The organism is Streptomyces sp. NPDC036822 (genome assembly GCF_055609145.1).
Window position 1 is genome coordinate 498,938 of the sequence record NZ_JBVJPY010000003.1, and the last position, 17,057, is coordinate 515,994.

The following is a 17,057-nucleotide window of genomic DNA, read 5'->3' on the forward strand; positions in this document are numbered from 1 at the left end:
CGCCGCCTCCGTCTCCGGCTCCGTCACGCTCCCGCCCCTTGCTTCCGCAGTTCCTTCGCCAGCCGGTACAGGCCCGCGATGTCCCCTCCGTCCCCCAGGAAGGGGAGCTCGTACGCCGGCACGTCGAGCCCGGTGAGGACCGCCCGCTGCTCGCGTTCCAGCTCCACGCGCTGCGCGTGCTGCGCCGCCTGTTCGAGGAGCGGCCCGACCAGCTTCGTACCGCCGCCGACCCCCGCGGCGGCCAGGGTCCTCGCGACCGCGTCCCGGTGGTCCCCGGACGCCGCCCGCACCGCCGCCTCGTCGAGGACGTGCGGGCGGACCATGTTCACGATGACGTTGCCCACCGGCAGTTCGGCGTCCCGCAGCTCCGCGATGCCGTCCGCGGTCTCCTGGACCGGCATCTCCTCCAGGAGCGTCACCAGGTGCACCGCCGTCTCGGGCGACTTGAGCACCCGCATCACGGCCTGCGCCTGGTTGTGTATCGGGCCGATCCTGGCCAGGCCCGCCACCTCGTCGTTGACGTTGAGGAAGCGGGTGATCCGGCCGGTCGGGGGCGCGTCCATGACGACGTGGTCGTAGGTGTGGCCGTCGTGCTTCTCGCGCCGCCGGACCGCCTCGCACGCCTTGCCGGTCAGCAGCACGTCCCGTACGCCCGGGGCGATGGTGGTCGCGAAGTCGATCGCGCCCAGCTTCTTCAGGGCCCGGCCCGCGCTGCCCAGTTTGTAGAACATCTGGAGGTAGTCGAGGAGCGCGCGTTCGGCGTCGATGGCCAGCGCGAAGACCTCGCCGCCGCCCGGGGCGACGGCGATCTTGCGTTCCTCGTACGGAAGGGCCTCCGTCTCGAAGAGCTGTGCGATGCCCTGTCTGCCTTCGACCTCGACGAGGAGGGTCCGCTTGCCCTCCGTCGCGAGGGCGAGCGCGAGGGCGGCGGCGACCGTCGTCTTACCGGTACCACCCTTGCCGCTGACGACCTGGAGCCTGCTCACGCCGTCGAGCCTAACCACTGGCACCACGGCCCGGGCGCGCACGGGGCGGATTGGGCGGTCGAAGGAGCCCGCCGGACCCCCGACACGTGCGCGCGGACCCCCGCCACGTGCGCGCGGCCCCCGCCACGTGCGCGCGGCCCCCCGCCACGTGCGCGCGGCCCCCCGCCACGTGCGCGCGGACCCCCGCCACGTGCGCGCGGCCCCCCGCCGCGCCCCGCCGGCCGGCCCGGCTTCGGGGGCGCCGGGACGGGGAGCCCGGCGGGGCAGCGGATACAGTCGGCTCCATGACCAAGTGGGAGTACGCGACTGTGCCGCTTCTGGTGCACGCGACGAAGCAGATTCTGGACACCTGGGGCGAGGACGGCTGGGAGCTCGTCCAGGTCGTGCCCGGGCCGAACAACCCCGAGCAGCTCGTGGCCTACCTGAAGCGGGAGAAGCCGTGAGCGGGGCCGTGGAGGCCAAGCTGGCCGAGCTGGGCCTGACCCTGCCCGCCGTCGTCCCGCCGCTGGCCGCGTACCAGCCGGCCGTGCGGTCCGGTGCCTACGTCTACACCTCGGGCCAGCTCCCGATGGTGGACGGCAAGCTTCCGGTGACGGGCAAGGTCGGCGCCGAGGTCACCGCCGAGGAGGCCAAGGAACTCGCGGCCACCTGCGCGCTGAACGCGCTCGCCGCCGTGAAGTCGGTCGCCGGTGACCTGGACCGGATCAAGCGGGTCGTCAAGGTCGTGGGCTTCGTCGCCTCCGCCGCCGACTTCACCGGCCAGCCTGCCGTGCTCAACGGCGCCAGCGAGCTGCTCGGCGCCGTCCTCGGCGACAAGGGCGTGCACGCGCGCAGCGCGGTCGGCGTGGCGGTGCTGCCGCTGGACGCCCCGGTCGAGGTCGAGGTCCAGGTGGAACTCCAGGACTGACACCCGGGCCCGCCGCCGCGACGGCGGCGGTACGGCGTCGCTTCCCGGTGACGCCGTCCGTACCGCGCCACGTCGGTACGTCCCCGGTACGTCGCCACCGCGTCCGTACCCGCCGAACATCGGTGAAGAGCCGGTTCCCCCACCCCGGGGGGATCGGCTCTCGTGCATCCCGGGCGCCCGGCATACCATCCGGCCATGGCGAATGGTCAGTGGTACCCCCCGGAATGGCCCGACCGCATCCGCGCTCTCGCGGCCGGCGAGCTCGTGCCCGCGGCACCCAGACGCGCCGCCACCGTCCTGCTGCTCCGCGACGGGGCCGAGGGGCAGGGGCCGAGCGTCCACATGCTGCGGCGGCGCGCCTCCATGGCCTTCGCGGGCGGTGCGTACGCCTATCCCGGCGGCGGGGTCGACCCGCGCGACGAGCACCCGGTGCGCTGGGCCGGGCCGTCCCGGGAGACCTGGGCCGAGCGGCTCGGGGTCCCGGACCCGGCGCAGGCCCAGGCCGTCGTGTGCGCGGCGGTGCGGGAGACGTACGAGGAAGCGGGCGTGCTGCTCGCCGGGCGGACGGCGGACTCGGTGGTCGGCGATACGACCGGCGACGACTGGGAGAAGGACCGCGAGGCGCTGGTCGCCCGCGAGCTGTCCTTCGCCGACTTCCTCGACCGGCGCGGCCTGGTGCTGCGGTCCGACCTGCTCGGCGCGTGGGCGCGCTGGATCACGCCGGAGTTCGAGCCCCGGCGGTACGACACGTGGTTCTTCGTGGCCGTGCTGCCTGCCGGGCAGCGCACCCGGAACGCCTCCACCGAGGCGGACCGCACCGTCTGGATCCGTCCCGCCGACGCGGCGGCGGGCTACGACCGGGGCGAGCTGACCATGATGCCGCCGACGATCTCCACCCTGCGGGGCCTGGAGCGCTTCTCCACGGCGGCCGAGGCCCTGGCCGCGGCGGCGGAACAGGACCTGGCTCCCGTCCTCGCACAGGCCCGCCTCGACGGCGACGAGCTGATCCTGAGCTGGCCCGGCCACGACGAGTTCACCAAGCACATCCCGAGCGGGGGCGAGGCCCGATGACGGACGCGGCGGCGCTGCCCGGACAGCCGAGGGGCGGAGCCCTCTCCGGGCGCGCGACGGCGCGCGCCTACAACGTGCTCGCGCCGAATCCCTCGGCGATGACCCTGGACGGCACCAACACCTGGATCGTCGCCGAGCCGGACTCCGACGTCGCCGTCGTCATCGATCCCGGCCCGCTCGACGACGCACATCTGCGCCATGTCGTGGACACCGCGGAGAAGCTCGGCAAGAGGGTCGGGCTGACGCTGCTCACCCACGGCCATCCCGACCACGCCGAGGGCGCGAGCCGGTTCGCGGAACTGACGGGGACGCGCGTGCGCGCCCTCGACCCGGCGCTGCGGCTCGGTGACGAGGGGCTCGGGGCCAGGGACGTGATCGACGTCGGGGGTCTGGAGCTGCGGGTGGTGCCGACGCCGGGGCACACCTCGGACTCGCTCTCGTTCCATCTTCCCGCCGACCGGGCCGTCCTGACGGGCGACACGATCCTCGGCCGGGGCACCACGATCGTCGCCCACCCGGACGGGCGGCTCGGTGACTACCTCGACTCGCTGCGCCGGCTGCGCTCGCTCACGGTGGACGACGGGGTCCACACGGTCCTCCCGGGCCACGGGCCGGTGCTAGAGGACGCCCAGGGGGCGGTGGAGTTCTATCTCGCCCACCGCGCCAACCGGCTCGCGCAGGTGGAGACGGCCGTCGAGAACGGCCGTACGACCGCCGCGGAGGTCGTCGCGCACGTGTACGCGGACGTGGACCGCTCCCTGTGGCCGGCGGCCGAGCTGTCCGTACGGGCGCAGCTCGAGTACCTCAGGGAGCACGGCCTGATCTGAGTCATGGCCTTCCGTGCCACCCCCGGGAAAGATCTTCGGCTCGTGCCTTACGCTCCGCTTACTTGTGGCCGTAGCTTTCGGGGGGTAAGCCCGTGTTCGTCATATCCATCCTGCTGCTCATCACGGCGGTGGTGCTCTTCTTCGTCGGTCGTGCCCAGGGCACGACCGGACTGAAGCTCGGCGCCCTCGGCGCCCTCATCGCCGGTGTCTTCTCGCTGCTGGGCTCCATGGTGTACGTCATCAGCGCGTACGAGGTCGGCGTCCCGGTCGCCTTCGGCAAGGTCGGCTCGCCCATGACGTCCGGGATGCACATCAAGTCCCCGTTCACCGACGTCACGACCTTCTCGACCCGTCCTGTCGACCTCAACCTCTCCGACAAGGACGTGGTGGAGGTCCGCTCCTCGCAGGGCGGTGTCATGTACGCCGAGGTGACCGTGAAGTGGGCGGTGACGCCGGCCAAGTCGGTCGAGCTCTACCGGCTCGCCGGCAGCGAGGACGCCATCCAGCAGCGGCTGGTCTATCCGGACAGCCGCGAGATCGTCCGCAACGTCTTCGCCCGTCACACCAGCGAGCAGGGCTACGCCAGTGACCGCGAGAAGATCAACGCCGAGATCGGCGAGCTGATCAAGGAGCGTCTCGCGCCCCGCGGGATCGCCGTCACCACGGTCAACCTGCGCAACGTGAAGCCGTCGGACGCGCTCCAGGGCCAGATCGACCGCAAGATCCAGCAGCAGCAGGCCACCGAGCGCGCCACCGAGGCCGCCCGCACCGCGAAGGCCGAGGCCGACCGGCGCCGCATCGAGGCCGAGGGCATCGCGCGGGCCAACAAGATCCTGAACGAGTCGCTGACGGACAAGGTCCTGATGAACCAGTGCATCGACGCGTACAAGGAGGCCGCGGCGAAGAACCCGGTGTACGCGGTGCCGTGCGGCAGCGCCGGCGGGAACCCGTTGATCGTGGACGGCACGAAGAGGTAGGACCGTCCCGGCGCGCGAGCCCTCGCGCGCCGGGACCCGGCACACGGAAAGGGCCGCCCCGGTTTCGACCGGGGCGGCCCTTCTCGTACGAATGGGGTACGGAGCACGGCGTACGGGGCGCGGTGGGCGCCGGTGTACGCCCCCGCCTACCGCGAGCGCTTCGCGAGGCGCTCCACGTCCAGCAGGATCACCGCGCGCGCCTCCAGGCGCAGCCAGCCGCGCTGGGCGAAGTCCGCGAGCGCCTTGTTGACCGTCTCGCGGGAGGCGCCGACCAGCTGGGCCAGCTCCTCCTGGGTCAGGTCGTGGACGACGTGGATGCCCTCCTCCGACTGCACGCCGAAGCGGCGCGAGAGGTCGAGGAGGGCCCGGGCGACACGACCGGGAACGTCCGAGAAGACCAGGTCGGACATCTGGTCGTTGGTCTTGCGCAGCCGGCGGGCGACCGCGCGCAGCAGGGCGGTGGCCACCTCGGGGCGGGCGTTCAGCCAGGGCTGGAGGTCGCCGTGGCCCAGACCGAGCAGCTTCACCTCGGTCAGCGCCGTGGCGGTGGCGGTGCGCGGGCCCGGGTCGAAGAGCGACAGCTCACCGATCAGCTCGCCGGGGCCGAGGACGGCCAGCATGTTCTCGCGGCCGTCGGGTGAGGTGCGGTGGAGCTTCACCTTGCCCTCGGTGACCACGTACAGGCGGTCGCCGGGGTCTCCCTCGTGGAACAGCGCGTCGCCACGGGCGAGCGTCGCTTCACTCATCGAGGCGCGCAGCTCCGCGGCCTGCTCGTCATCGAGCGCCGCGAAGAGCGGGGCGCGCCGCAGAACGTCGTCCACGAGTTCTCTCCTATGTCGACCTGCTCAGGGGATCTTGATCCCATGATGCCGGACGCACAAAACAGTGCGATCAATCACAACAAGTTTGACGTACCGAACCGCCCGTCCGTACGCCAGGGGCCCGATTGGGTCGTGATCGGCCGTGCCCGGGGCGGATGTCGGTGGTGGCCCTTAGGCTGGCCGGGTGTCCAACTCGCCGGTGAGAGCGCAGGCTAAGGGGGCTGGGAGAGTGTCCGCGAAGGGTGATTCCGCTGTGGGCGAACAGGGTGGGTCCAATCGGGCAAATGCGACAAAAGGCCCGATGAAGGCGACGGAGAAGAAGACTCCGACGGCCTCCAGGGCGACCCGGGCGGCCTCGAAGAAGCCTTCCACGACCTCGAAGAAGGCCACGGCGGCCCCGGCGAGGACTCCCGCGTCGAAGAAGGCCACGGCGGCCTCGAAAGATCCCTCGGCGGCCGTGAAGAAGGCCCCGGCGGCCTCCAAGAAGTCCTCGACGGCCGCCACGAAGGCCCCGGCGGCTGCGCGGGTGGAATCCCGGCTCGGCATGGTCAGGCGGGCCCGGAAGATCAACCGGGAGCTTGCCGACGTCTATCCGTACGCCCATCCCGAGCTGGACTTCCGCAACCCCTTCGAGCTGCTCGTCGCCACGGTCCTCTCCGCCCAGACCACCGACCTGCGGGTCAACCAGACCACCCCCGCCCTCTTCGCCCGCTATCCCACGCCCGAGGACCTCGCCGCCGCCGTCCCCGAGGAGGTCGAGGAGCTCATCCGCCCGACCGGCTTCTTCCGGGCCAAGACCAAATCGATCATGGGCCTGGCCACGGCCCTGCGGGACGACTTCGGCGGCGAGGTCCCCGGCCGCCTCGACGATCTGGTGAAGCTGCCCGGTGTGGGCCGCAAGACCGCCTTCGTCGTCCTGGGCAACGCCTTCGGGGTGCCCGGCATCACGGTCGACACCCACTTCATGCGCCTCGCCCGGCGCTGGCGGTGGACGGAGCAGGACGACCCGGTCAAGATCGAGGCGGAGATCGCGGAGATCTTCCCCAAGAGCGAGTGGACGATGCTCTCCCACCGGGTGATCTTCCACGGCCGCCGGATCTGCCACGCCCGTAAGCCCGCCTGTGGCGCCTGCCCGATCGCCCCGCTCTGCCCGGCGTACGGCGAGGGCGAGACCGACCCCGAGAAGGCGGAGAAGCTCCTGAAGTACGAGAAGGGCGGTTTCCCCGGCCAGCGGCTCAACCCGCCGCCGGACTATCCGGGCCGCCCGGCCCCGCCCGCTGCCGGCGTCGCCCCCGGGGCGGACACCTGACCGGGCCCGGAGGGAACGAAGCCATGCTCCGATCGCGTTGGGAAACACGGGGGTGCCTATGACGCGCACTGACGAAGAGACAGCGGCCGACCCGACACACGGTGTCGGGACCGGAGGGCTGCTCAGCCGGGCCGGGCTTCCGGAGTGGCTGGGCCCCGTCGAGCGGGCCGCCCGCACGGTCCGGCCCGAGCAGCTGAGCCGCTTCCTGCCGCCCTCGGACGGCGCGGGACGCCAGTCCGCCGTGCTGATCCTCTTCGGCGAGGGCGAGCGGGGGCCCGAGCTGCTGCTGATGGAGCGCTCCGGAAGCCTGCGCTCGCACGCCGGGCAGCCGTCCTTCCCCGGCGGCGCCCTCGACCCCGAGGACGGGGACCCGGCCGACGGCGGTCTGCTGCGGGCCGCCCTGCGCGAGGCCGAGGAGGAGACCGGACTCGACCCCTCCGGCGTCCAGATCTTCGGCGTACTGCCCCAGCTCTACATCCCGGTCAGCCGGTTCGTCGTCACTCCCGTCCTCGGCTGGTGGCGCGTCCCCAGCCCGGTCGGCGTGGTCGACCCGGCCGAGACCGCCCGGGTCTTCACCGTCCCCGTGGCGGATCTCACGGATCCGGCGAACCGCGCCACCACCATCCATCCCAGCGGCCTCCAAGGCCCCGCGTTCCAGGTCGCATCGGCCCTGGTCTGGGGTTTCACGGCCGGAGTGATCGACAGGATCCTGCACTACGCCGGCTGGGAGAGACCGTGGGACCCCGCCAAGCAGCTCCCGCTCGACTGGCGGTCATGACAGGCTGACCCAGGCGACCGAGACGAATCTGCGAGGCTATCGACGGTGAACGTGCTGGACATCCTGCTGCTGCTCGCCGCCGTGTGGTTCGCGATCATCGGTTACCGCCAGGGTTTCGTGGTCGGCATCCTGTCGGTGATCGGGTTCCTCGGCGGCGGCCTCGTCGCCGTCCTCCTGCTCCCCGTCCTCTGGAAGCAGCTGACGGACAACTCGCCGGTCAGCACCACGGCGACCGTCCTCTTCGTGATCGTGGTCATCGTCTGCGCCTCGGTCGGGCAGGCTTTCACCACCCACCTGGGGAACAAGCTGCGCCGGCACATCACGTGGTCGCCCGCGCGCGCCCTGGACGCCACCGGCGGCGCGCTCGTCAACGTCGTCGCGATGCTGCTCGTCGCCTGGCTGCTCGGCTCCGCGCTCGCCCGCACCTCGATGCCCACCCTGGGCAAGGAGGTGCGCAGCTCCAAGGTGCTGCTCGGCGTGGAGCGGGTGATGCCCGATCAGGCGTCCACGTGGTTCGCCGACTTCACCTCCACGCTCGCCCAGAACGGCTTCCCGCAGGTCTTCAGCCCGTTCGCCAACGAGCCGATCACCGAGGTCCGGCCCCCGGACCCGGCGCTCGCGGGCAGCCCGGTCGCCGCCCGCGTCCAGCGGTCGATCGTCAAGGTCGTCGGTACGGCCCAGAGCTGCGGCAAGGTCCTCGAAGGCACCGGCTTCGTCTTCTCCGACCGTCGCGTCATGACCAACGCCCACGTCGTCGGCGGTGTCGACGAGCCCACCGTCCAGATAGGGGGCGAGGGCAGGCTGTACGACGCGAAGGTCGTGCTCTACGACTGGGAGCGTGACATCGCCGTCCTGGACGTGCCGGACCTGGACGCCGAGCCCCTGCGGTTCACCGAGGACGACGCCCGCAGCGGCGACAACGCGATCGTCGCGGGCTTCCCCGAGAACGGCTCCTACGACGTCCGCTCGGCGCGCGTCCGAGGACGCATCAGCGCCAAGGGGCCGGACATCTACCAGCGCGGCGAGGTGCGCAGGGACGTGTACTCCCTGTACGCGACGGTGCGCCAGGGCAACTCCGGCGGCCCGCTGCTCACCGCGGACGGCGAGGTCTCCGGCGTGATCTTCGCCCGCTCACTGGACGACGTGAACACCGGCTACGCCCTGACCGTCGACGAGATCCGCGAGGACATCGCCCAGGGTCGGGCCGCGAACCAGCAGGTGGACAGTCAGGGCTGCGCGCTGTAACCGAAAGGGCGCGTACGGTCAGTCGCGCGTGTGGCGGAGCCGAGCCGAGACCCAGCGGGCCCGGCGGCGCAGGATGAGCGGGATGCCGATGTCGTCCTGCGCGGCATGGGAGCGACCCTGGTCCTGCGGGCCACCCCTCTCCAGAGAGCTCGGCCGAGCGGCCGAGCGGCGGTTGCGTGCTGTGTCACCGTAGTCGTGCGTCCAGCCCATACTTCGACGTCTGCCCGGGGCCCAAGGTCGGTAACCGCCCTGGGACCCGCCAATTGGAGTATGCGCCCGGCAATTGGCCGTTCGAGCGACGGAACTGCGTTCGCATGTACGGGCGTCGGCTCAGCGGTCCGGCTCGGGGTCCTTGAGCCAGTTGATGAGCTCCGTGGAGAACGCCACCGGGTCCTCCTCGTGCGGGAAGTGACCCAGTCCGTCGAAGAGCCGCCAGCGGTAGGGCGCTTCCACGTACTCGCCAGACCCCGCGGCACTGCGCGTGCGCATCGCCGGGTCCGTCGAGCCGTGCAGGTGCAGGGTCGGTACCCGCACCGGGCGCTTCATACGCCGGTTGAACTGGATCCCGTCGGGCCGCGCCAGCGAACGCACCATCCAGCGGTACGGCTCGATCGAACAGTGCGCCGTGGACGGGATGCACATCGCCCGCCGGTACACCTCGATCGCCTCCTCGTCCGGCAGACCGGGGCCCGACCAGTCCTGGATCAGCCGGCCGACCAAGGCCCCGTCGTCCGCCACCAGCTGACGCTCCGGCAGCCAGGGGCGCTGGAAGCCCCAGACGTAGGAGCCGGCCCGTGACTGCGCGAAGTCGGAGAGCATCGCCGAACGCCAGCGGCGCGGGTGCGGCATCGAGGAGACGGCGAGCCGGCGCACCAGCTTCGGGCGCATGACCGCCGCCGTCCAGGCGAGGTAGCCGCCGAGGTCGTGCCCGACCAGCGCCGCGTCCGGCTCACCGAGGGAGCGGATGACGCCCGTGACGTCGAGCGCCAGGTTGGCGGGGTCGTAACCCCGCGGCGTGCGGTCGCTGCCACCCACGCCCCGCAGGTCCATCGCGACGGCGCGGAATCCGGCGTCGGCCAGCGCCGGCAGCTGGTGGCGCCAGGTCCACCAGAACTGCGGGAAGCCGTGCAGCAGCAGCACGAGCGGCCCGTCACCCATTTCCGCGATGTGGAAACGCGCGCCGTTGGCGGCCACATCGCGATGGGTCCAGGGTCCGTCGATCCGTACGGGACTGCCGGTGCTGCTGCCGTTGCCGTTGCCGGCGCTGCTCTGGGGGGCGGTCATGCAGACGAGCGTCCCACAACGACGGCCTTGTCCTGGACCGTCACCGGCAGGGCCGGCCGCTCGGGCCGGGGGTGCGGCTTGGCGTTCTGCAGGACGGCGGCCGTCTTCTTCGCCGAGGCGATCGACTTCTCCGGGGGCTTCACCTTCTTGAACTTGCCGTAGGCGATCAGCCCGAGCAGCCCCGCGAGCAGCACGTTCGCCGCGAAGGAGAGCAGGAAGCAGACCGAGATGTGCCAGCCGCTCCATGCCTGGATGCCGTAGGCGAGCGCGAAACTCAGCATGGGCAGCGAGAACAGCAGCACCGTGGCCGCGGTCCCGCCGGCGGCGCCGCCGATCGCGCCGCGCTTGACGTCCTGCCGGATCTCGGCCTTGGCCAGGGCGATCTCGTCGTGCACCAGTGCGGACATCTCGGCGGTCGCCGAGGCGACCAGCTGGCCGAGGCTGCGCTCGGCTCCGTTGACCGGGTCGCTCATCGCTGCTCCCTTTTCTCTTGACGGTCCGACCTCAGATCATGCCGGACGGTCGGCGTCATCGCGCGGTGCCCCCGCCAGTCGCGCCCTTTCGCGATGTTCGGCGGCCTTCCTCTCGTGGATCGCGGCCATCCGGAGGTGGTACTCCGGGTTGTCCTCCTCGTACACGTCGGGGATGCCGTCCTCGTCCTCGTCGCGCTCCTCGTCGGCGAGCAGCGCCTCGTACTTCCGTACCCGCAGTTTGAGCAGAACCGTCGCGCAGACGGCCGCGATCAGCGAGCCGATCAGGACGGCGGCCTTCACCTCGGCGGTCTGGGCCGTGTCGCCCTCGAAGGCCAGCTCGCCGATGAGGAGGGAGACGGTGAAGCCGATTCCGGCGAGAGTGGAGACGGCGAAGACGTCGGCCCAGGCGAGGTCGCGGTTGAGCTGCGCACTGGTGAACCGGGCGGCGAGCCAGGTGCCGCCGAAGATGCCGACCGACTTGCCGACCACCAGGCCGAGGACGACCCCGAGGGTGACGGGCTGGGTGAAGACGTCGCCGAGCGACTTCCCGGTGACGGCGACCCCGGCCGACAGCAGGGCGAACAGCGGCACGGCGAGAGCGGCGGAGAGCGGTCGGACCAGGTGCTCGATGTGTTCGCCGGGCGAGTGCTCCTCGCCCTCCCGCCGGGTGCAGCGCAGCATGAGGCCCATGGCGACACCGGCGATGGTGGCGTGGACTCCGCTGTTGTACATCAGGCCCCAGATGACGAGGGCGAGCGGGACGTAGACGTACCAGCCGCGGATCTCCTTGCGCAGCAGCAGCCAGAAGACGGCGAGGCAGGCGACGGCGCCGCCGAGCGCGGCGAAGTTGAGGTCACTGGTGAAGAAGACCGCGATGATCAGGATCGCGAACAGGTCGTCGACGACGGCGAGGGTCAGCAGGAACGCCCGCAGCGCGGACGGCAGCGACGTGCCGATGACGGCGAGGACGGCGAGCGCGAAGGCGATGTCGGTGGCGGTGGGCACGGCCCAGCCGTCCATCGAGCCGCCCCCGAGGGCGTTCGTCAGGACGTAGACCAGCGCCGGCGCGGCCATGCCGCAGAGCGCGGCGATCACGGGGAGCGCGGCTGCCTTGGGGTCGCGCAGTTCGCCGGCGACGAGTTCGCGCTTGAGCTCGATGCCGGCGACGAAGAAGAACACCGCGAGGAGGCCGTCGGCCGCCCAGTGCTGGAGGGAGAGGTCGAGCCCGAGGGCGGCGGGGCCCAGGTGGAAGTTCTGGACGGAGGTGTAACTGGCGCCGATCGGGGTGTTGGCCCAGACGAGCGCGGCGACGGCGGCGACGAGGAGCAGCACACCGCCGACGGTCTCGGCCCGCAGCGCGTCGGCGACGATCCGTCGCTCGGGGAGCGGCAGCAGGCCGAGGAACTTGCGGTCGCCGGGGGCGGGCTCGGGAGTGGGCACGGGGGGAGACCTCCGGTCGGTTGGGCAGCACGAACCACATGCCGACCAGACTTCCCGGCGCACCTAGGTCATTCCTGTCGCGTCACTGACGCGTTCCTTACCGTACCTAACGACGCGGGGGAGTGTCCGGTGATCGTCACTGTAGGGAAGAACGACCGGCCCGGCCCGTCGCCGCGTCGGAGGGCGCCGAGGTTCGACGGCAGAGGCCCCCGAGCTTCGGCCGAGGCCGCCGCGTGGCAGCCGAGGGACGGCCCCGGCCCGCGGCATGGGCGGGGCGGCGGCCCCACGGGCGCGCGCCCGGCCCGGAAGCCGGGGCGGGCGCGCGCGTGAGTCGTCGGGCTGGGGTGACCGTTCCTCAGTCCTCGCTGGTGGCGGTGGGGAGCTGGGTCTGGATGAGGGCCATGACGGAGGAGTCGGTGAGGGTGGTGACGTCTCCGAGTTCGCGGTTCTCGGCGACGTCGCGCAGGAGGCGTCGCATGATCTTGCCGGAGCGGGTCTTGGGGAGTTCCTGGACGGGGAGGATCCGCTTGGGCTTGGCGATCGGGCCGAGAGTGGTGCCGACGTGGTTGCGCAGGTCGGCGACGAGGGAGTCGTCCTGGTTCGCCGAACCGCGCAGGATGACGAAGGCGACGATGGCCTGGCCGGTGGTCTCGTCGGCGGCGCCGACGACGGCGGCTTCGGCGACGGAGGGGTGGGAGACGAGGGCGGATTCGACCTCGGTGGTGGAGATGTTGTGACCGGAGACGAGCATGACGTCGTCGACCCGGCCGAGGAGCCAGATGTCGCCGTCGTCGTCCTTCTTGGCGCCGTCGCCGGCGAAGTACTTGCCCTCGAAGCGGGACCAGTAGGTGTCGAGGAACCGCTGGTCGTCGCCCCAGATGGTGCGCAGCATGGAGGGCCACGGCTCGGTGAGGACGAGGTAGCCGCCGCCGCCGTCGGGGACCTCGTTGGCCTCGTCGTCGACGACGGTGGCGGAGATGCCGGGCAGCGGGCGCTGGGCGGAGCCGGGCTTGGTCTCGGTGACGCCCGGCAGCGGGGAGATCATCATGGCGCCGGTCTCGGTCTGCCACCAGGTGTCCACGATCGGGGTCTTTCCGGCGCCGATGTGCTCGCGGTACCAGACCCAGGCCTCGGGGTTGATGGGTTCGCCGACCGAGCCAAGGACGCGCAGGCTGGAGAGGTCGAACTTGGCGGGGATGTCGTCGCCCCACTTCATGAAGGTCCGGATCGCGGTGGGCGCGGTGTAGAGGATGGTGACGCCGTACTTCTGGATGATCTCCCAGAAGCGGCCCTGGTGCGGGGTGTCCGGGGTGCCCTCGTACATGACCTGGGTGGCGCCGTTGGCGAGCGGTCCGTAGGTGATGTAGGAGTGGCCGGTGACCCAGCCGATGTCGGCGGTGCACCAGTAGACGTCGGTGGCCGGCTTGAGGTCGAAGACGGCGTGGTGGGTGTAGGCGGCCTGGGTGAGGTAGCCCCCGGAGGTGTGCAGGATGCCCTTGGGCTTACCCGTGGTGCCGGAGGTGTAGAGGATGAACAGCGGGTGCTCGGCCTCGAACGCCTGGGGGGTGTGCTCGGCGGACTGGCGGGCGACGATGTCGTGCCACCAGACGTCGCGGCCCTCGGTCCAGGCCACGTCCTGGCCGGTGCGGCGCACGACGAGGACGTGGGCGACCTTGTCGGTGCGGGTGAGGGCCTCGTCCACGGCGGGCTTGAGGGCGCTCGGCTTGCCGCGGCGGTAGCCGCCGTCGGCGGTGATGACGAGTCTGGCGTCGGCGTCCTGGACGCGGGTGGCGATGGCGTCGGCGGAGAAGCCGCCGAAGACCACGGAGTGCGCGGCGCCGATGCGGGCGCAGGCCAGCATCGAGACGACGGCCTCGGGGATCATCGGGAGGTAGATCGCGACGCGGTCGCCCTTGGTGACGCCCAGCTCGGTCAGGGCGTTGGCGGCCTTGGAGACCTCGTCCTTCAGCTCGGCGTAGGTGATGGCCCGGCTGTCGCCGGGCTCGCCCTCGAAGTGGATCGCGACCCGGTCGCCGTTTCCGGCCTCGACATGACGGTCGACGCAGTTGTAGGCCACGTTCAGCTCGCCGTCGGCGAACCACTTGGCGAACGGCGGGTTCGACCAGTCGAGGGTCTCGGTCGGCTCGGTGGCCCAGGTGAGCCGCCTCGCCTGCTCGGCCCAGAAGCCAAGCCTGTCCGCCGCGGCCTGCTCGTACGCCTCCACCGTCACGTTGGCGTGCGCGGCCAGCTCGACAGGCGGCGCGAACCGCCGCTCTTCCTTGAGCAGGTTGGCCAGGCTTTCGTTGCTCACGACATCTCCCTTTCCCAGGGCGTCCTATGTGCCTATGTGTCCCGCGTCCTAGCTCATCAGTCAGGAGCCCGGGTGACAAGAGTCTCCAGGAAATTGGTTTAGACCTATGAGCCGGCGGGCGTGCGGTGGCCCCTCCTTCCCGGGCGGCGGAAAGAAGGGGCCACACACTCTCACGGACGGGCGGGACGGATGGTTCAGGACGCGCGCACTTCCTGGGCCGCGGTGGGCAGGACCCGGTCGAAGACGTCGTCGTAACCGTGCGGTTCCTCGGAGTCGGCCAGCAGATACGCCTGCGCCTCTCCGACGTGGAAGTACATGCCGTGCAGGGTCAGACTGCCGTCGGCCAGCCGCCGCGCCACCGGTTCGTACGCCCGCAGGTGCTCCAGCTGCTGGACGACGTTGGTGAGGCAGAGCTGCTCGACGGCGTCGGCGGGCAGCCGTCCGGAGATCCGGGCCCAGGCGTGCCGGCGGTTCGTCATCCGCTCCAGGCTGGGCAGGCCGTGGCGCAGCCAGCGCCGCAGGGGCGTCTGTGGGGCGTCCGGTCTGCTGCTGAGCAGGGCCTGCATCGCCCCGCATCCGGAATGTCCGCACACGGTGATCGAGTCGACGCGCAGGATGTCCACCGCGTACTCGATCGCCGCCGCCACCGAGTCGTCGCCGTTCTCCTCGCCGGGCAGCGGGACGAGATTGCCGACGTTCCGCACGGTGAACAGGTCGCCCGGCCCACTTGAAGTGATCATGCTGGTGACGAGCCGGGAGTCGGCGCAGGTGAGGAAGAGCTGGGAGGGCCGCTGGCCCTCGCGGGCGAGGCGGGCCAGCTCGTCGCGCACGAGGGGCGCGGTGTTGCGCTGGAACTTGCCGATGCCGCTGGCCAGGTGGTGGCCGTTCGTGCTCGGGGTCTCGTCCGTCGGGTGTTCGCCGCAGTGGTGGTTGCGCCAGGGGGTCCAGGGGCGGCAGCAGGCGTGGGCCTCGGAGGTGGGTTCGGTGATGCGGACCCCGCGGGGGCCGGTGATCTCCACCGTGCCGCCGCCCCGGACGTGGGCGGCCTGCCAGTCGTGGAGCGTCTCGTAGGCGGCGTGGTCCATGAAGGATCCGTCGAGCTCGACCACGACGTGGCTGCCCCGGGGCATCTGGTGCAGCACCCGGCTCAGCCGCGGGACGGCGAGGAACGTCAACTGCCCTCGTACGCGGACGAAGTGGCCGCTGTCCCTCTCCTCGCCGGTGACGCGGGTCTTGGCCAGACGGCCCATGGCGACCGCGATGGCCACGGCGATGCCGAGCGCGACGCCTTCCAGGATGCCGATGAGCCCCACGCCGGCCAGGGTGACGCCGTAGACGAGGACTTCGCGGTGCCGGGTGACGCTGCGGATGTGGGTGATGCTCACCATCTGGATGCCGACGACCATGACGAGCGCGGCGAGCGCGGGCAGCGGGATCAGGTCGAGGACGGGGACGAGGAAGAGCGAGGCGAGCACGACCCACAGGCCGTGCAGCATCGTCGAGTCGCGACTGACCGCGCCCGCCGAGACGTTGGCGGCGCTGCGGACGGCGACGCCCGCGACCGGCAGTCCGCCGAGCGCCCCCGAGACCACGTTCGCCGCTCCCTGGCCGGCGAGTTCGCGGTCGAGGCGCGAGCGGGGCACCCCGTGGCCGTGGTCGGCGCGGCCGGCGACGAGCTTGTCGACGGCGACGGCCGAGAGCAGCGACTGCACGCTGGTGACCAGCGTGATGGTCAGGACGCCGGCCGCGATGCCGAGGACGGGGCCCTGGGGCAGCTCGGGAAGGGCGTGGCTGCGCCAGGAGGGCAGGTCGACGCGCGGGACGGCGAGTCCCGCGAGCGCCGCTCCGGCCGTGGCCGTGGTCACCGCGGCGAGCGCGGCGGGGACCTTCCGCAGGATGCGTCCGGCGCGTCCGGGCAGCCGGGGCCAGAGCAGCAGGACGGCGACGGTGAGCGCGCTGATGGTGAGCGCTGCCGGGTGGAGGTCCGCCAACTGGTCGGGCAGACCGATGACGTTGTCCAGGACGGAGCTCTGGGGGCTGCCGCCGAGCACGATGTGGAGCTGGGCGACCGCGATGGTCACGCCGATGCCGGCGAGCATGCCGTGCACGATCGCGGGCGAGACGGCGAGCGCCGAGCGGGCCACCCGCAGCGCGGCGAGACCGAGTTGGGCGAGGCCTGCGAGGACGGTGATGGCGCAGGTGGTGCGCCAGCCGTAGATCTGGATCAGTTCGGCGGTGACGACGGTGAGGCCGGCGGCGGGGCCGCTGACCTGGAGCGGGGCGCCGCCGAACCAGCCGGCGACGAGTCCGCCGACCGCGGCGGCCACCAGGCCCGCCTGGAGGGGCGCTCCGGTGGCGAGCGCGATGCCCAGGGAGAGGGGCAGCGCGATCAGGAAGACGGCGATCGAGGCGGAGAAATCGGCGCCCGCGATGCGGAAGCGGCGGCCGCCGGGTGGGCTGTGGGGGCGCTGGAAGCGTGGCGGGGGTGTGGTGCGGTCGGGTGTGCAGAGGGTCATGGTCCCGTCTCCTCCGGGGCGGCGCGGTCGCGGCTCGTGCGGCACGAACGTCGGGGTCGCGGCCGTGGGTCACGGCGTGCAGTGGCGGGATGCCGGGCGCTGATACTCGAAG

Annotated in this window: 16 protein-coding genes; 8 read left to right on the top strand and 8 right to left on the bottom strand. The window is 71.8% G+C overall.

The genetic code is table 11. The annotated features are described in order from the left end of the window. Window positions 1–23: 23 nt before the first annotated feature. The gene (gene bagA / locus ACZ68P_RS09810) at window positions 24–986 is read right to left on the bottom strand and encodes an ATPase BagA (protein WP_471004619.1); all 963 of its coding nucleotides are present in this window, start codon (window positions 984–986) and stop codon (window positions 24–26) included. A 284-nt stretch (window positions 987–1,270) separates the two neighbouring features. Here bagA and ACZ68P_RS09815 point away from each other — a divergent pair, with 284 nt between their 5' ends. The 5 genes from ACZ68P_RS09815 (at window position 1,271) to ACZ68P_RS09835 (ending at window position 4,768) form a co-directional block, all read left to right on the top strand. After that, entirely contained in the window at window positions 1,271–1,429 is a 159-nt protein-coding gene (locus tag ACZ68P_RS09815) for a DUF4177 domain-containing protein (protein WP_019992579.1), read from the top strand. Further along, entirely contained in the window at window positions 1,426–1,893 is a 468-nt protein-coding gene (locus ACZ68P_RS09820) for a RidA family protein (RefSeq protein ID WP_471004621.1), read from the top strand. Before ACZ68P_RS09815 ends, ACZ68P_RS09820 begins: the two co-directional genes overlap by 4 nt. 195 nt (window positions 1,894–2,088) lie before the next feature. Then, window positions 2,089–2,964, top strand: coding sequence for an NUDIX hydrolase (locus tag ACZ68P_RS09825; RefSeq protein WP_471004623.1), 876 nt, complete (start codon window positions 2,089–2,091; stop codon window positions 2,962–2,964). Next, window positions 2,961–3,791: an MBL fold metallo-hydrolase gene (locus ACZ68P_RS09830; RefSeq protein ID WP_471004625.1), complete on the top strand. Its 831-nt coding sequence runs from the start codon at window positions 2,961–2,963 to the stop codon at window positions 3,789–3,791. The genes ACZ68P_RS09825 and ACZ68P_RS09830 overlap by 4 nt, the downstream gene beginning before the upstream one ends. A 92-nt stretch (window positions 3,792–3,883) precedes the next feature. After that, window positions 3,884–4,768, top strand: coding sequence for a prohibitin family protein (locus ACZ68P_RS09835; protein ID WP_471004627.1), 885 nt, complete (start codon window positions 3,884–3,886; stop codon window positions 4,766–4,768). Window positions 4,769–4,914: 146 nt separating this feature from the next. Here ACZ68P_RS09835 and ACZ68P_RS09840 read toward each other — a convergent pair whose 3' ends face one another. After that, window positions 4,915–5,589: a Crp/Fnr family transcriptional regulator gene (locus tag ACZ68P_RS09840; protein WP_015034542.1), complete on the bottom strand. Its 675-nt coding sequence runs from the start codon at window positions 5,587–5,589 to the stop codon at window positions 4,915–4,917. Window positions 5,590–5,890: 301 nt separating this feature from the next. Here ACZ68P_RS09840 and nth point away from each other — a divergent pair, with 301 nt between their 5' ends. The 3 genes from nth to ACZ68P_RS09855 are packed head-to-tail and all read left to right on the top strand — an operon-like array spanning window position 5,891 to window position 8,921. Continuing rightward, window positions 5,891–6,898: an endonuclease III gene (nth, locus tag ACZ68P_RS09845; protein WP_471004629.1), complete on the top strand. Its 1,008-nt coding sequence runs from the start codon at window positions 5,891–5,893 to the stop codon at window positions 6,896–6,898. Between the two features lie 58 nt (window positions 6,899–6,956). Then, window positions 6,957–7,676 (top strand): NUDIX hydrolase, encoded by a 720-nt coding sequence (locus ACZ68P_RS09850; protein WP_471004631.1) that lies wholly within the window; start codon window positions 6,957–6,959, stop codon window positions 7,674–7,676. Between the two features lie 45 nt (window positions 7,677–7,721). Beyond that, window positions 7,722–8,921 (top strand): MarP family serine protease, encoded by a 1,200-nt coding sequence (locus ACZ68P_RS09855; protein WP_471004633.1) that lies wholly within the window; start codon window positions 7,722–7,724, stop codon window positions 8,919–8,921. A gap of 18 nt (window positions 8,922–8,939) precedes the next feature. Here the strand turns inward: ACZ68P_RS09855 and ACZ68P_RS09860 are convergent, their stop codons facing one another. The 6 genes from ACZ68P_RS09860 to ACZ68P_RS09885 all read right to left on the bottom strand — a co-directional run bounded on the left by ACZ68P_RS09860 (window position 8,940) and on the right by ACZ68P_RS09885 (window position 16,945). Further along, a complete protein-coding gene (locus ACZ68P_RS09860; RefSeq protein ID WP_471004635.1) occupies window positions 8,940–9,131 on the bottom strand; it encodes a hypothetical protein in 192 nt (63 codons plus the stop codon). A 120-nt stretch (window positions 9,132–9,251) separates the two neighbouring features. After that, on the bottom strand, window positions 9,252–10,205 hold the full coding sequence (locus tag ACZ68P_RS09865) for an alpha/beta fold hydrolase (RefSeq protein ID WP_471004637.1): 954 nt from the start codon (window positions 10,203–10,205) through the stop codon (window positions 9,252–9,254). Next, window positions 10,202–10,678: a phage holin family protein gene (locus ACZ68P_RS09870; RefSeq protein ID WP_471004639.1), complete on the bottom strand. Its 477-nt coding sequence runs from the start codon at window positions 10,676–10,678 to the stop codon at window positions 10,202–10,204. Before ACZ68P_RS09870 ends, ACZ68P_RS09865 begins: the two co-directional genes overlap by 4 nt. A 36-nt stretch (window positions 10,679–10,714) precedes the next feature. Continuing rightward, window positions 10,715–12,118, bottom strand: a complete 1,404-nt coding sequence (nhaA, locus tag ACZ68P_RS09875) for a Na+/H+ antiporter NhaA (protein ID WP_471004641.1) — start codon at window positions 12,116–12,118, stop codon at window positions 10,715–10,717. A 355-nt stretch (window positions 12,119–12,473) separates the two neighbouring features. Beyond that, window positions 12,474–14,429, bottom strand: a complete 1,956-nt coding sequence (gene acs, locus ACZ68P_RS09880) for an acetate--CoA ligase (protein WP_471004643.1) — start codon at window positions 14,427–14,429, stop codon at window positions 12,474–12,476. Window positions 14,430–14,623: 194 nt separating this feature from the next. After that, window positions 14,624–16,945 carry a SulP family inorganic anion transporter gene (locus ACZ68P_RS09885; protein WP_471004645.1) on the bottom strand — a complete coding sequence of 774 codons (2,322 nt, stop codon included), beginning with the start codon at window positions 16,943–16,945 and terminating at the stop codon, window positions 14,624–14,626. Between the last annotated feature and the right edge of the window lie 112 nt (window positions 16,946–17,057).